The sequence below is a fragment of the Paraburkholderia sp. 31.1 genome (assembly GCF_014397645.1).
Taxonomy (GTDB): Bacteria; Pseudomonadota; Gammaproteobacteria; order Burkholderiales; family Burkholderiaceae; genus Paraburkholderia; species Paraburkholderia tuberum.
In genome coordinates this window covers 28,631-42,318 of the sequence record NZ_VZQN01000016.1, presented here as the reverse complement: position 1 = coordinate 42,318, position 13,688 = coordinate 28,631, and the positions used below count along the sequence as shown (strand labels likewise).

The window sequence follows — 13,688 nt, the reverse complement described above, 5'->3', positions numbered from 1 at the left end:
CGAAAGGATACTGAACAGATGGCTTCAATCATCAAGAACCGCGCGATCGTCAACGACGACTGGAGCGTCGTGCGTGCCGCGGAAGACGGCGCTTTGCCGGCAGTGGCCGAACTGCCGGCCGGCAAGGTCATCGTGCCGCTGGCGCTGTGGCAGGCCGAGCGTGAAGCGCTCGTGGCCGCGCGTCAAGCCGCCGACATCGGCGTATGGCTCGCGCCGGATAACGAACCGGCGGACATCGCCGGCGACTTCGACAAGCTCGCGCTGATCGCCGTGGACTTCCCGGTGTTCCGCGACGGCCGTGGCTACAGCATCGGCCGTCTGCTGCGCGAGCGCTATGGCTACAAGGGCGAACTGCGCGCGATCGGCGACGTGCTGCGCGACCAGATCACGTTCATGCTCCGCTGCGGCTTCGACGCGTATGCACTGCGCGCCGACAAGGACATCAACGACGCGTTGAAAGCGTTCGACGACTTTAGCGTGCAGTACCAGGGCGCCGTGGACACGTCGCCGCTGTTCCGCCGCCGTGCCGCGCAGGCTGGCGCCGCCAAGGTCCCGGCATGAGCGCCGCCCAATCGTTGAGCCCGGAGCTCGCAGCGAAGGTCGAGCGTCTCGACGCGCTGCTCGACTCGATCGCCGCGCGTCACGCGAACGTGAAGCTCGCGAGCAGCCTCGCGGCCGAAGACATGCTGCTCACGCATGCGATCCTGTCGCGCGGCGTGAAGATCGGCATCTTTTCGCTGAACACGGGGCGTCTGCATGCGGAAACGCTCGGCATGCTCGACCGCGTGAAAGAGCGCTACGGCTACGACATCGAGCAGTTTCATCCGCAGGCGGCCGCGGTCGAGCAGTATGTGAACGGGCACGGCCTGAACGCATTCTATGAAAGCGTCGAGCTGCGCAAGCGCTGCTGCGAGATCCGCAAGGTCGAGCCGCTCAATCGCGCGCTTGCCGAGGTCAGCGCCTGGGTGACCGGGCAGCGTCGCGAGCAATCGGTCACGCGTGCCGAGCTGCACGAGGAAGAGCACGACGACGCGCGCAACATCGCCAAGTTCAATCCACTCGCGGACTGGACCGAAGCCGAAGTCTGGGATTATCTTAGTGCGTTCGACGTGCCGGTCAATCCGCTGCATGCGCGCGGTTATCCGAGCATCGGCTGCGAGCCGTGTACGCGTGCGATCCGCCCCGGCGAAGACAGCCGGGCGGGGCGCTGGTGGTGGGAGTCGCGCGATACGAAGGAATGCGGCTTGCATATCACGGCGATTACTCCGATTGCGGTCGAGCGCAACGAAAACGCGTCGGCCTGAGCGCCGCGTACCGAGCTTGCGGCGCACTACCGCCGAAACCGATCTGAATATTTTCGCCCGTGCGAGCAGCGCTTGCCGGGCGAACCAACGAAGGACCCGCTATGAGCACCACGCTCGATTCCACTGTCAACGCTCCACTTGCCAACACGGTCAACCGGATGGATCACCTCGATTGGCTCGAAGCCGAGTCGATTCACATCCTGCGCGAACTGGTCGCCGAATGCAGCAAGCCGGCGCTGCTGTTTTCGGGCGGCAAGGATTCCGTCGTGGTGCTCGCGCTCGCACTGAAGGCGTTCGGCCTCGGTGCGAACCGCAAAACGCAGCTACCGTTCCCGCTCGTGCATATCGACACGGGCCACAACTACGACGAAGTGATCGACTTCCGCGATCGTCGCGCGCAACAGATCGGCGCGGAACTGGTGGTCGGCCATGTTGAAGATTCGATCAAGCGCGGCACCGTGCGTCTGCGTCGCGAAACGGATTCGCGCAATGCCGCGCAGGCGGTGACGCTGCTCGAAACCATCGAGCAGTACGGTTACACCGCGATGATCGGCGGCGCGCGCCGCGACGAGGAAAAGGCCCGCGCGAAAGAGCGCATCTTCTCGTTCCGTGACGAATTCGGCCAGTGGGACCCGAAGGCGCAGCGCCCGGAACTGTGGAGCCTGTACAACGCGCGTCTGCACAACGGCGAACACATGCGCGTGTTCCCGATCTCGAACTGGACCGAGCTCGACGTGTGGCAGTACATCGCGCGTGAACAGCTCGAACTGCCGTCCATCTACTACGCGCACCAGCGCGAGATCGTGCGCCGCAACGGCCTGCTCGTGCCGGTCACGCCGCTCACGCCGATGCGCGAGGGTGAGACGAGCGAACAGGCGCTCGTGCGTTTCCGCACGGTCGGCGACATCAGCTGCACGTGCCCGGTCGAAAGCGACGCGGACGTCATCGAGAAGATCATCGCCGAGACGGCCGTCACCGAAATCACGGAACGCGGCGCGACGCGGATGGACGACCAGGTGTCGGAAGCGGCGATGGAGCAGCGCAAGAAGCAGGGTTATTTCTAAGCACACGACGAAGGCAAAGCAACCATGAGCAGTATTCATCAACCAGAAGACCTCGGCGTGCTGCGTTTCATCACCGCGGGCAGCGTCGACGACGGCAAGAGCACGCTGATCGGCCGCCTGCTGTACGACAGCAAGGCGGTATTGAGCGACCAGCTCTCGGCGCTGTCGCGCGCGAAGAACAAGCGCACCGTCGGCGATGAAATCGATCTGTCGCTGTTGACCGACGGCCTCGAAGCCGAGCGCGAGCAGGGCATCACGATCGATGTCGCCTACCGCTACTTTGCCACCGCCAAGCGTAAGTTCATCATCGCCGATACGCCGGGTCATGAGCAGTACACGCGCAACATGGTGACGGGCGCGTCGACCGCGCATGCGGCGATCATTCTCGTCGACGCGACGCGCGTGACGTTCGAAAACGGCGTCGCGCAACTGCTGCCGCAAACCAAGCGTCATAGCGCGATCGTGAAGCTGCTCGGTCTGCAGCACGTGATCGTCGCGATCAACAAGATGGACCTCGTCGACTACAGCGAAGCGCGCTTCAACGAGATCCGCGACGCTTACGTCGAGCTCGCGCGTCACCTCGGTCTGCAGGACGTGCGCTTCGTGCCGGTGTCGGCGCTGAAGGGCGACAACATCGTCACGGCGAGCGAGCGCATGCCGTGGTACGCGGGCGAGCCGCTACTCGACGTGCTCGAAGCGCTGCCGGTCGAAACCACGAACGGCGAGGCGCTGCGCTTTCCAGTGCAGTGGGTCGCGCGCCAGGACGGCAGCCAGGCCGACGATTTCCGCGGCTACATGGGCCGGGTCGAATCGGGCGAAGTGAAGCTCGGCGACACGATCGTCGTGTTGCCGGCCAATCGCGAAGCGACCGTGGCCGAGATCATCGCGCCGGTGGTCGGCGGCACCGCGCAGGTGGACCGTGCGTTCGCCGGTCAGACGGTGACGATCCGTCTCGCGGAAGACGTCGACGTGTCGCGCGGCGACACCTTCGTGCTGCGCGAAGCGGCGCCGGAGCCGGCGAAGAAGCTCGAAGCGGACCTCTGCTGGTTCGACGACGCGCCGCTGTCGACGCAGCGCAAGTATCTGCTGAAGCAGACCACCAGCACGGTGTTCGCCAAGATCGGCGCGATCAAGGAAGTGCTCGACGTGCATACGCTGTCGCAGGCGACCGATCGCAAGGAACTGGCGATGAACGACATCGGTCGTGTCGCGCTGACCTTGCAGAAGCCGCTCGTGTGCGACGCGTACGACTCGCATCAGGGCACCGGCGCGTTCGTGCTGATCGACGAGGCGACGAACCACACGGTCGCCGCCGGCATGATCCGCGCGTTTTCCGCCTGAGCACGGCAAGGCTAGCAGGCGACGGACGGGCCACACAGGCGACGCAACGCGCCGCCGCGTACGCTCCAACGAACAGGTTGATGTTAATGGGTAAGGTTTATCTGATCGGCGCGGGACCCGGTGCCGCGGACCTGATTACGGTGCGCGGCGCGCGGCTGCTCGGCGCCGCCGACGTCGTGCTGCACGACGCGCTGGTCGAGCCGGCGATGCTCGACTACGCGCCCGCGCGGGCGAAGCGCATTGCGGTCGGCAAGCGCTGCGGCCAGCTATCGACGGCCCAACAGTTCATCAACAAGCAGATCGTCGATGCGGCTTTGGAGCACGACGTGGTCGTGCGTTTGAAGGGCGGCGATCCGATGCTGTTCGGCCGCGCCGACGAAGAGATGCGCGCGCTCGAAGCCGCGGGCATCGAGTATGAAGTCGTGCCGGGCATCACCGCCGCGCTGGCGAGCGCGGCCACGCTGAAGCGTTCGCTGACGCTGCGCGGCGTGTCGCGCAGCGTCGCGCTCGCGACGTTCAGCCGCGCGCCAGGTTCCGATGAGATCCGCGAGCAGGTCAACGCCGATTCGCTGGTGTTCTACATGGGCCGCGACAGCGGCGTCGAAATCGCGCAGCAACTGATCGATGCTGGCAAGCCCGCGACGACGCCCGTGGCGATCGTCGAGGCGTGCAGCACGCCGCGCGAACGCATGCTGACGCTGACGTTGGAAGATCTTGCGGCCGGCGAAGCGCAGCGCTGGGTCGATGCGTCGCAGCCGAGTCTGTTGATGATCGGCGAGGCGTTCGCGGCGCGGCAGACCGAGGCGAAGCGCGCGTCGAATGGGATGCTGGTCGCGGCCTGAATATCCTCGGCAGGGCCGAGCCGAGAGCGGCGAATCTGAGCAACCAGAACGAAAAAATCAGAGCTGCCGCAAGCAATACTGCGCGAGCGCATCCAGCACCGAATCATCCTCGCCGACTGCCACCGCGCAGCGAATCTCGACACCGGGATGCGCGGCGCGGCAATGATCGACGATCGCGGGCAAATCCTTGCGGACATGACCGCCTTGCCCGAAGAACACCGGCACCACGGTGATCGCATCGCAGCCTTGCGTGACGAGTTGCGCGACGGCCGTCGGCAGGTCGGGTTCCATCAGTTCGAGAAAGGCGAGCGTAACCGCAGGAGCTTGGCCCGTCGCCGCGCGCGCGGCGCGCAGCTTGTCGGCGAGCCGTTCGAACGGCTCGCGCCAGCGCGCATCGCGCGCGCCGTGGCCAAACAGAATCAGTCCGTGCATAGCCATCGCATCAGCTCCTGACGATGCCCCTCAACGCACTGGCGTTAGTGCCGGTCGACCCACTTCAACCCGACGAGCCCCAGCACCAGGTAGACGAGCCCAGGTGTCGCCGCGGTCAACGGCGCGGGCCACGTATTGAGCGTGCCGATATGCGAGAACAGCGTGTTGAACAGCTGGAAGCTCATGCCGAGCATGATGCCGCCGAACACCTTCACGCCGACCACGCCCGCGCGCGTATGCAGATATGCGAACGGCAGCGACAGCACCAGCATCACGAACACCGCGAACGGATACAGCACCTTGCGCCACAGCGCGATTTCATAGCGCTGCGTGTCCTGATGGTTCTCGGTCAGATGCTGGATATAGCGGAACAGATTGAACATCGACATCCGGTCCGGCGACACCAGCAGCACCGACAGGATCTGCGGCGTCAGCTCCGAGCGCAGCGAATACTCGGGCAGCGTGACCTGTTTCGCGCGATAGACCGGATTGAGCGCATCTGCCGGCGTACCCGGAGCGGGGGCCACGTCGAGCAGTTGCGTATCGGTCACGCCGGTCAGCAGCCAGTGGCCCGGCGGCTGATAGCGGCCGCTCTTCGCGATGCGAATGTTCGACAGGCGGAACTTCGAATCGAACTCGTAGATGCGCACGTTGCTGATCGTCGCGTCGGGCTTCAGCTCGCCGACGTTGACGAAGCGCGTGACCTGCTCGCCGTCGGCGCGCTCGGTCAGCGTGTCCTTGACCCACACGCCCGACTGGAAGTTGCTCGACACCGACGAGCCGAGCGCCTCGAGCCGCACGCGCTCGGAGAGCTGATCCGTATACGGGCCGACCACTTCGCCGATCAGATAGGTGACGATCACGAGCGGAATGCCGATCTTCAGCAGCGAGCGCAGCGCCTGATTCGTCGCGAGGCCTGATACGCGGAAGATCGTGTATTCGGAGTTCGCCGCCATCTGCGCGAACACGTAGATGGCGCTGATCAGCGCCGCGACCGGAATGATTTCGTAGAAACGCGACGGCGTTTGCAGCGCGACGCGCAGCACCGCGTACTGAAACTTGTAGTTGCCGTGGCCGACCGAGTTCAGTTCGTTGATCAGGTCGAAGAAGAAGAACAGACCTGAAAATGCAAACAGGATGAACACGAACGTGAGATAGATCTGACGCGCGAAATACCTTTCATAAATGCGCATCGCTCAGGCTCCCTGCGAACGGCTGAACATGGCGCGCGTAAATAGCGGCCGGTTGCGCACCCGCATCCAGAAGATGAACGCGACGATCCCGAGCACGATCACGTGCAGGATCACGAGCCCGACGCCGAACGACATCTTGCCTTGCTCGATCCACGCCTGCACGACGTTCAGCAGATTCGAATAAGTGAGGTAGATCAACACGGCCATCACGAGGTTGATCGTGCGGCTGCGCCGCGGGTTCTGGTGCGCGAGCGGAATGGCGAGCAGCATCAGGTTGATCGCGATCAGCGGAAGACCCGCGCGCCACGCGAATTCGGCGAGGTTCTCTTTAGTGGGATTGCGCAGCAGCGTGAGCGTCGGCAAACCGGTGGTGGTCGGCGTATTGACGACCGGCTGGCTCTGGATCTTCACGCCGTAGCGCTCGAACTCCATGATGCGGAAATCGGGGCGGCCCGGTTCGCCGTCGTAGCGGCGGCCGTTTTCCAGCACGACGAAGCGGTCGCCGTTCTTGTGCGTCTCGATGTGGCCGTTCTTCGACACCACGACGTTGACCTTGCCGCCTTCGGTGCTCGTCACGAACACGTTTTCCACATGCCCCTGGTCGGGCGACATCTTCTCGATGAAGAACACGCGATGCGTGGTCGGCGATTCGCGGAACTGCCCCGGCGCGAGCAGCGAGACTTCGTCGCGCTGCTGGAAGCGCGCGCGGATCAGCTTGCTCTGCTGGTTCGACCACGGCCAGCCGACGAACACGAAGAACATGATCAGGATGATGATCGGCGTGGCGAAAATGCCGATCGGCTTGATGAATTGCGTGAGACTGACGCCCGAGGACAGCCATACGACCATCTCGGAGTCCTTGTACCAGCGCGTGAGCACGAACAGGATCGACACGAACAGCGTCGCGACGAGCATGATGGCCAGATAGCCGATCACGGTGAGGCCGATCAGGACCAGCACGTCGCGCGGGTCGACCTCGCCCGAGGCCGCGAAGCCGACGATGCGGATCATCATCGTCGTCAGCACGAGCGTGAGGAGAACCATGAACACGGCGCCAGCCGTGTACGCGAGCTCGCGCTGGAGGGAGCGTTCAAAGATCATTGTTGATGACGAGAGGGGGCGCTCACGGCGACGCGGGGATTCGTTCCCGTCACGCCTCCGGTGCAGCCGCCGCGGGAAAAATAGCGGATAATTGCGGCTTTCATCCTAAGCCCAGATTTTATCCGAGGACAAGCGCGATGGACTTTAGCATAAAAGCCTGTGATTGGACCAAAGGCTCGACGAACGGTTTCCTGACGGGGAAATCCGATTGCATCGTGATCGGTGTGTTCGAGTCGCAAACGCTGTCGGGCGCCGCGCTGGAGATCGACGCGGCCACCAAGGGCCTGCTCACGCGCGTCATCAAGGCAGGTGACATGGACGGCAAGGCGGGTACCACGCTGTTCCTGCACGAGGTGTCGGGCATCGGCGCGTCGCGCGTGCTGCTCGTCGGGCTCGGCAAACAGGACGCTTTCAGTCAGAAAGCCTACGGCGAGGCGGTCCGCGCCGCATGGCGCGCGCTGCTCGGCACGAAGATCGTTCAGGTCACGTTCACGCTCGCGCAACTGCCGGTGCTCGAACGCACGGCCGACTGGTGTGTGCGCGCCGCGATCCTCGCGCTGCGTGAGCTGACCTACCGCTTCACGCAAATGAAGAGCAAGCCGGAGAACACGCCGCGCGCGTTGAAGCGCATCGTGTTCAGCGTCAACACCGGTGACGAGAAGGCCGCCAAGCTCGCCGCCAGGCAGGGCGCCGCGCTCGCCAACGGCATGGACCTGACGCGCGAGCTCGGCAATCTGCCGAGCAACGTCTGCACGCCGACCTATCTGGCGAACACCGCGAAGAAGCTCGCGAAAGACTGGAAGCTGAAGGTCGAGGTGCTCGGCGAGAAACAGTGTGAAGCGCTGAAGATGGGCTCGTTCCTGTCGGTCACCGCGGGCGCGGTCGAGTCGGCGCAGTTCATCGTGCTGCAGTACCAGGGCGCCGCCGCGAAGGCCGCGCCGGTCGTGCTGGTCGGCAAGGGCGTCACGTTCGACACGGGCGGCATCTCGCTGAAGCCGGGCGAGGGCATGGACGAGATGAAGTACGACATGTGCGGCGCGGGCTCGGTGCTCGGCACGCTGCGCGCGGTCGCCGAGATGGGCCTGAAGATCAACGTGGTCGGCATCATTCCGGCCGTCGAGAACATGCCGTCGGGCACGGCCACCAAGCCGGGCGACATCGTCACCAGCATGAAGGGCCTCACGATCGAGGTGCTGAACACCGACGCCGAGGGCCGCCTGATTCTGTGCGACGCGCTCACCTACGCGGAGCGCTTCAAGCCGGCCGCGGTCATCGACATCGCGACGCTGACGGGCGCCTGCATCATCGCGCTCGGCCATCACAACAGCGGCCTGTTCTCGAAGGACGACACGCTCGCGGGCGAACTGCTCGACGCGTCGCGCGAAGCGGCCGACCCGGCATGGCGCCTGCCGCTCGACGACGAGTACCAGGACCAGCTGAAGTCGAACTTCGCGGACGTCGCGAATATCGGCGGGCGTCCGGCGGGCAGCGTGACGGCCGCGTGCTTCCTGTCGCGTTTCACGGATTCGTACCCGTGGGCGCATCTCGACATCGCCGGCACCGCGTGGAAGAGCGGCACCGCGAAGGGCGCGACGGGCCGTCCGGTGCCGCTGCTCGCGCAGTTCCTGATCGACCGCGCCGGCCAATGACGCAGTGCGGTCAGCGCGCGCACGGCGCGCGACAAGCGGGGCGGAGCGGCCGATGACGAGAATCGACTTTCACTCGAACGTCGGCGATTCGCTGCTGTACGCGTGTCGCCTCGTGCGCAAGGCGTATCTGGCGGGCCAGCCGCTCGTCGTGCTGGCCGAGCCCGCGCGCCTGCGCGCCTTCGACGAAATGCTGTGGACCTTCTCGCCGCTTGAGTTCGTGCCGCACTGCATGGCGGGCACGCCGCTTGCCGCCGACACGCCCGTCGTGCTGGCCACGAATCTCGACGACGTGCCGCATCATCAGGTGCTGCTCAATCTGGGCGCAACGGTGCCGGCGCAGTTCGCGCGCTTCGAAAGATTGCTCGAAGTGGTCGGTAACGCACACGAGGAACTCGCTGCGGGCCGCGAGCGCTATCGCTTCTATCGCGATCGCGGCTATGCTTTGAACAACTACAAACAGGGCGGCTAGTTCGTTGCGCTGCGCGTCATGGCCGCGAGGAACGCGGCATGCGGACCGCCTGCCCTGGCTTCGACTCAAACACGGAGAGCGCACGTGTCCGATCCCCACGACAATTCGATTCCGGTCCTGAACGAGGTCCTCGTGCCGGGCCGCGCGCGCGAGACGCGCGAGGCGTCGACCGATGCCGCCGCGCCTGCATCCCAGCCGGGCGCCGGGCCCGCAAGCCCAGCCGTCGCGCAACCGGCGGCGGTGCTCGAGCCCGCTTCCCGCACGGAGCCCGCGTTCGTGCCACCGCCCGCGCATCGAGCCGACCCGACGCTGGCGCCCGAGCCGGTACTCGCGCCCCAACCGGTGCCCACGCCCGAGCAACTGAGTTCGCCGGAGCCCGTGCTCGTGCCGGAGCCGAGGCCGACGCGAGAAGCCCCGCATGCGGCGGAGCATGAGCCTCTCGCGCAGACCGAGCTTCATCAGCCGCACGTGGCTGATCACACGCACCCGAGAAAACACGCACGGCCGCATCACGGCATTCATGTGCGACATGGGCATGACGACTTGCATGAGGACGTGGAGGTGTCGCCCGGCGTGTTCGATCGTACCGAGCCCTTCATACCGCTCGAAGCCGGCGCGACCGTGCCGCCGGATATCGACCATGAAGGCGCGCACGAAGCCGCTCCCGCTCAGCCCACACTCGATGCCGACGCGCTCGCCGCACGTTTGCACGGACGCTTCCAGCGTTTTCTGACGGGCGAGGGGCGCGGCATCATCGAGGCGCGCTGCCGTGATGCAGTGCAGCAGCACACGAGTCTGCTCGTGAGTCAGATCACGCGCGAGGTCGCGCAGACGCTCGAAGCCGAGATGACCGATTGGGTACGTGACGCGGTGGAAGAAGAAATCGCGGCGCTCGCGTTGACGCCGCGTTGACGCCGCGGTGAGCTGAGAGCGCCGTTATTTGAGCGTCAGCACCCAAGCCGCCAGCGTGGCCGCCTGATCGGGCGTCAGTTGCGTGTTGGCGGGCATCGGCACGGTTCCCCATGCGCCGGTGCCGCCATCGAGGATCTTGCGCTTCAGATAGGAGGCGGCGTCGTTGCGTCCCGCATAGCGGGCTGCAACGTCGTGCAGCGCCGGCCCCATGAACGGGCGAGTGACCGAGTGGCAGCTCATGCAGTTCTTCTGCTGGGCGAGCGCGAGCCCGGCTGTTTCGGCACGGGCTGCGGGACTGGCGGCGCTCAATGCGGCGGCGAGCGCAATAGTGGCTGCTACGGCCGCGTACGACATCGATTTCATTATGGTCTCCGCCAGTGCAGATGCCCGGCTCGTGGTGCACGCATTATAAGAGCAAAGGGGCGCACGGATTTTCGTGCGCCCCTTGCGTTTTCGCGTAACGTGGCGGCGGGTTATCCCTGTCGGGGCGGGCCGCGCCGGCCGCGGTCATTACCCCGTCACCGCCCCTCGATTCGCCGGCTGCGCGAGCGCGAAATACTTGGCCATCACGCCGCGTGTGTAGCGCGGCTTCGGCGCCTGCCATGCGGCGCGGCGGCGCTGCAGCTCGGCATCGTCGATGTTCAGTTGCAGCAGCAGCTGGTGCGCGTCGATCGTGATCGAATCGCCTTCGTGCACGAGCGCGATCGTGCCGCCGACGAACGCCTCCGGCGCGACGTGCCCAACCACCATGCCCCAGGTGCCGCCCGAGAAGCGGCCGTCGGTGATGAGCCCGACCGATTCGCCGAGCCCCTTGCCGATGATCGCCGAGGTCGGCGCGAGCATTTCCGGCATGCCGGGGCCGCCCTTCGGGCCAAGATAGCGCAGCACGACGACGTCGCCGGCGACGATCTTGTCGGCGAGGATCGCTTCGAGCGCGCTCTGCTCGTCGTCGAATACGCGCGCCGGGCCCGTGATGACCGGGTTCTTGAGCCCGGTGATCTTGGCGACCGCGCCGTCTTCGGCCAGATTGCCCTTCAGGATCGCGAGATGGCCTTCGGCGTAGAGCGCCTTGTCGATCGGGAAGATTACCTGCTGATCGCTGCGCGGCTTGGCTGGTACGTCCTTCAGCTCCTCGGCGATCGTTTTGCCGGTGATCGTCATGCAATCGCCGTGCAGAAGCCCGGCGTCGAGCAGGATCTTCAGCACCTGCGGAATGCCGCCCGCCTTGTGCAGATCGGTGGCGACGTACTGGCCCGACGGCTTCAGGTTGCAGATCACCGGCACTTTTTTGCGCATGCGCTCGAAGTCCTCGATCGTCCATTCGATCTCGGCCGCGTGCGCGATCGCCAGGTAGTGCAGCACCGCGTTGGTCGAGCCGCCGGTCGCCATGATCAAGGCAACTGCGTTTTCGATCGACTGCTTCGTGATGATGTCGCGCGGCTTCAGATCCTTCTTGACGGCTTCGACGAGCACACGCGCCGATTCGGCGGCCGAGTCGACCTTCTCCTGGTCGGGATTCGCCATCGTCGACGAATACATGAGCGACATGCCGAGCGCCTCGAACGACGAGCTCATCGTATTGGCCGTGTACATGCCGCCGCACGAACCGGTCGACGGACACGCATTTTTCTCGATGCCCTCGAAATCCTCCTGCGACATGCGGCCCGCCGTGAATTCGCCGACCGCCTCGAACGACGACACGATCGTCAGATCGGTGCCTTTCCAGTTGCCCGGCCGGATCGTGCCGCCGTACACGTAGATGCCCGGCACGTTCATGCGCGCGAGGCCGATCATGCCGCCCGGCATGTTCTTGTCGCAGCCGCCGATCACGACCACGCCGTCCATCCATTGCCCTTGCACGCAGGTCTCGATGCAATCGGCGATCACCTCGCGCGACACGAGCGAGTACTTCATGCCCTCGGTGCCCATCGACATGCCGTCCGAGATCGTCGGCGTGCCGAAGGTCTGCGGGTTCGCGTCGGCGCGCCTGATCGCGGTGACGGCCGCGTCGGCGAGACGCTGCAGGCCGGCGTTGCACGGCGTAATCGTCGAGTGGCCGTTGGCGACGCCGATCATCGGTTTGTCGAAATCCTCCTTCTGGTAGCCGAGCGCGTAGTACATCGAGCGATTCGGTGAACGCGCGATGCCTTGCGTGATGTTCTTCGAACGACGGTTGTAGGCCATGGAGAGCTCCAGTCTGGCTGTTCTGATGAAAGCGCGCGGCGGCGTGCGCGCGCGCATCCGTTCAGTGTAGTTCCGCCAGACCGTGCAAACCGGCGGTTTTGCGTGACTCGCGTCGTGTGTATTATTCGCGGTTATTCAGGTCGTAAAATATATCAATCATGCTGCCGACGATCCCCGACCTGCGCCAGTTGCGCTATTTCGTCACCGTCGCCGAAGAAAAGCACTTCGGGCGCGCGGCCGCGCGTCTGTCGATGACGCAGCCGCCGCTGTCGCAGGCGATCCGCGCGCTCGAGGAGACGCTCGGCGTCGAGCTGTTCGCGCGCACCAAGCGCTCGGTCGAGTTGACGGCGGTCGGCGCCGATCTGTTGCCGGAGGTGCAGCGGCTGCTCGCGGCCGCGGAAGGGCTCAGGCCGCTCGCGCAGAGCCTCGCGCGCGGCGAGGCGGGCGTGCTGTCGCTCGCGTTCGTGTCGACTGCGGATTACGGCCTGCTGCCGCTGCTGCTGCGCGATTTCGGCGCGCGGCATCCGCGCGTGCGGCTCGAACTGACCGAGGCGACCAGCGACGTGCAGGTCGAGGAACTGGTGGCCGGGCGTATCGACGCGGGTCTGGTGATCGCGCCGCTGCCGTCGCGGCATGCGGCGCAGCTGTCGTGGCTGCCGATCGCGCGCGAGCCGCTCGTGATCGCGATGTCGACGGAGATGGCGCAAGGCTTGCGGGGCAGCGTGAACGCAAACGGCAAGGGCAGCGCCGCCGAAGATCCCGCCGCCGAATGGCTCGACATGCCCGTCAGCCTGCGCGATGTCGCCGACGCGCCGCTCGTGATCTTCCCAAGGCGTCTCGCGCCAGGCTTTTATGACATCATTATGGATTGCTACGGCGTTGCCGGCCTCGCGCCACGGATCGGCCAGGAGGCGATCCAGATGCAGACCATCGTGAGTCTCGTGTCGGCCGGCATGGGCGTCGCGCTGGTGCCGCAATCGCTGCGTAACCTGCGGCGCACGGGCGTCGTGTACCGGCCGCTGTCCGAGTCGGTGCCCGCGATCGAGACGGGCCTCGTCTGGCGCAGCGACGAGGTCAGCCCGGTGCTGGCGGGCTTCATCGACATCGTGCGCGCGCATGCGGCGAGCGTCGCGTCGCGTGTCTAGATCCCGCTTCTGCTTCCCTGTAAAAACTGCTTTCGAACCTGAACTGCCCATA

Annotated in this window: 14 protein-coding genes; 9 read left to right on the top strand and 5 right to left on the bottom strand. The window is 65.4% G+C overall.

Annotated features, from left to right (window positions below; all coding sequences use genetic code 11):
* Positions 1-18 precede the first annotated feature (18 nt).
* From F6X37_RS14415 to cobA, 5 genes are all read left to right on the top strand, one after another.
* Entirely contained in the window at positions 19-561 is a 543-nt protein-coding gene (locus F6X37_RS14415) for a DUF934 domain-containing protein (RefSeq protein ID WP_187611794.1), read from the top strand.
* A complete protein-coding gene (locus F6X37_RS14410; RefSeq protein ID WP_184059665.1) occupies positions 558-1,304 on the top strand; it encodes a phosphoadenylyl-sulfate reductase in 747 nt (248 codons plus the stop codon). The genes F6X37_RS14415 and F6X37_RS14410 overlap by 4 nt, the downstream gene beginning before the upstream one ends.
* A gap of 101 nt (positions 1,305-1,405) precedes the next feature.
* Positions 1,406-2,368 carry a sulfate adenylyltransferase subunit CysD gene (gene cysD / locus F6X37_RS14405; RefSeq protein WP_090803401.1) on the top strand — a complete coding sequence of 321 codons (963 nt, stop codon included), beginning with the start codon at positions 1,406-1,408 and terminating at the stop codon, positions 2,366-2,368.
* A gap of 24 nt (positions 2,369-2,392) precedes the next feature.
* Positions 2,393-3,709: a sulfate adenylyltransferase subunit 1 gene (locus F6X37_RS14400; RefSeq protein ID WP_187611793.1), complete on the top strand. Its 1,317-nt coding sequence runs from the start codon at positions 2,393-2,395 to the stop codon at positions 3,707-3,709.
* Between the two features lie 86 nt (positions 3,710-3,795).
* Complete coding sequence (cobA, locus tag F6X37_RS14395; protein WP_184059800.1) at positions 3,796-4,551, top strand: uroporphyrinogen-III C-methyltransferase; 756 nt, start codon at positions 3,796-3,798, stop codon at positions 4,549-4,551.
* Between the two features lie 57 nt (positions 4,552-4,608).
* Here the strand turns inward: cobA and F6X37_RS14390 are convergent, their stop codons facing one another.
* Genes F6X37_RS14390 through lptF form a run of 3 tightly spaced genes read right to left on the bottom strand, consistent with a single transcriptional unit; the run spans position 4,609 to position 7,277 of the window.
* Positions 4,609-4,989: a sirohydrochlorin chelatase gene (locus F6X37_RS14390; protein WP_187611792.1), complete on the bottom strand. Its 381-nt coding sequence runs from the start codon at positions 4,987-4,989 to the stop codon at positions 4,609-4,611.
* Between the two features lie 38 nt (positions 4,990-5,027).
* The gene (gene lptG, locus F6X37_RS14385; protein WP_187611791.1) at positions 5,028-6,176 is read right to left on the bottom strand and encodes an LPS export ABC transporter permease LptG; all 1,149 of its coding nucleotides are present in this window, start codon (positions 6,174-6,176) and stop codon (positions 5,028-5,030) included.
* Positions 6,177-6,179: 3 nt separating this feature from the next.
* Entirely contained in the window at positions 6,180-7,277 is a 1,098-nt protein-coding gene (lptF, locus tag F6X37_RS14380) for an LPS export ABC transporter permease LptF (RefSeq protein WP_184059661.1), read from the bottom strand.
* A gap of 137 nt (positions 7,278-7,414) precedes the next feature.
* On the opposite strand from lptF, the gene F6X37_RS14375 reads away from it, so the two are divergent.
* The 3 genes from F6X37_RS14375 to F6X37_RS14365 all read left to right on the top strand — a co-directional run bounded on the left by F6X37_RS14375 (position 7,415) and on the right by F6X37_RS14365 (position 10,307).
* A complete protein-coding gene (locus F6X37_RS14375; RefSeq protein WP_187611790.1) occupies positions 7,415-8,926 on the top strand; it encodes a leucyl aminopeptidase in 1,512 nt (503 codons plus the stop codon).
* Positions 8,927-8,978: 52 nt separating this feature from the next.
* Positions 8,979-9,395 (top strand): DNA polymerase III subunit chi, encoded by a 417-nt coding sequence (locus F6X37_RS14370; protein WP_187611789.1) that lies wholly within the window; start codon positions 8,979-8,981, stop codon positions 9,393-9,395.
* An 84-nt stretch (positions 9,396-9,479) separates the two neighbouring features.
* The gene (locus F6X37_RS14365; RefSeq protein ID WP_187611788.1) at positions 9,480-10,307 is read left to right on the top strand and encodes a DUF2486 family protein; all 828 of its coding nucleotides are present in this window, start codon (positions 9,480-9,482) and stop codon (positions 10,305-10,307) included.
* A 24-nt stretch (positions 10,308-10,331) separates the two neighbouring features.
* Here F6X37_RS14365 and F6X37_RS14360 read toward each other — a convergent pair whose 3' ends face one another.
* Both F6X37_RS14360 and ilvD read right to left on the bottom strand, forming a co-directional pair.
* Complete coding sequence (locus tag F6X37_RS14360) at positions 10,332-10,670, bottom strand: c-type cytochrome (RefSeq protein ID WP_187611787.1); 339 nt, start codon at positions 10,668-10,670, stop codon at positions 10,332-10,334.
* Between the two features lie 147 nt (positions 10,671-10,817).
* Positions 10,818-12,491, bottom strand: a complete 1,674-nt coding sequence (gene ilvD, locus F6X37_RS14355) for a dihydroxy-acid dehydratase (RefSeq protein ID WP_187611786.1) — start codon at positions 12,489-12,491, stop codon at positions 10,818-10,820.
* Positions 12,492-12,649: 158 nt separating this feature from the next.
* On the opposite strand from ilvD, the gene F6X37_RS14350 reads away from it, so the two are divergent.
* Positions 12,650-13,636, top strand: coding sequence for a LysR family transcriptional regulator (locus tag F6X37_RS14350; protein WP_090803415.1), 987 nt, complete (start codon positions 12,650-12,652; stop codon positions 13,634-13,636).
* Positions 13,637-13,688: the final 52 nt, after the last annotated feature.

Excerpts from the sequence above, each read along its gene's own strand:
- F6X37_RS14370 (WP_187611789.1), top strand. The coding sequence starts at position 8,979 with ATGACGAGAATCGACTTTCACTCGAACGTCGGCGATTCGCTGCTGTAC.
- lptG (WP_187611791.1), bottom strand. The coding sequence starts at position 6,176 with ATGCGCATTTATGAAAGGTATTTCGCGCGTCAGATCTATCTCACGTTC.
- F6X37_RS14400 (WP_187611793.1), top strand. The coding sequence starts at position 2,393 with ATGAGCAGTATTCATCAACCAGAAGACCTCGGCGTGCTGCGTTTCATC.
- F6X37_RS14415 (WP_187611794.1), top strand. The coding sequence starts at position 19 with ATGGCTTCAATCATCAAGAACCGCGCGATCGTCAACGACGACTGGAGC.
- F6X37_RS14360 (WP_187611787.1), bottom strand. The coding sequence starts at position 10,670 with ATGAAATCGATGTCGTACGCGGCCGTAGCAGCCACTATTGCGCTCGCC.
- lptF (WP_184059661.1), bottom strand. The coding sequence starts at position 7,277 with ATGATCTTTGAACGCTCCCTCCAGCGCGAGCTCGCGTACACGGCTGGC.
- F6X37_RS14410 (WP_184059665.1), top strand. The coding sequence starts at position 558 with ATGAGCGCCGCCCAATCGTTGAGCCCGGAGCTCGCAGCGAAGGTCGAG.
- cobA (WP_184059800.1), top strand. The coding sequence starts at position 3,796 with ATGGGTAAGGTTTATCTGATCGGCGCGGGACCCGGTGCCGCGGACCTG.
- F6X37_RS14350 (WP_090803415.1), top strand. The coding sequence starts at position 12,650 with ATGCTGCCGACGATCCCCGACCTGCGCCAGTTGCGCTATTTCGTCACC.
- F6X37_RS14375 (WP_187611790.1), top strand. The coding sequence starts at position 7,415 with ATGGACTTTAGCATAAAAGCCTGTGATTGGACCAAAGGCTCGACGAAC.
- cysD (WP_090803401.1), top strand. The coding sequence starts at position 1,406 with ATGAGCACCACGCTCGATTCCACTGTCAACGCTCCACTTGCCAACACG.
- F6X37_RS14390 (WP_187611792.1), bottom strand. The coding sequence starts at position 4,989 with ATGGCTATGCACGGACTGATTCTGTTTGGCCACGGCGCGCGCGATGCG.
- ilvD (WP_187611786.1), bottom strand. The coding sequence starts at position 12,491 with ATGGCCTACAACCGTCGTTCGAAGAACATCACGCAAGGCATCGCGCGT.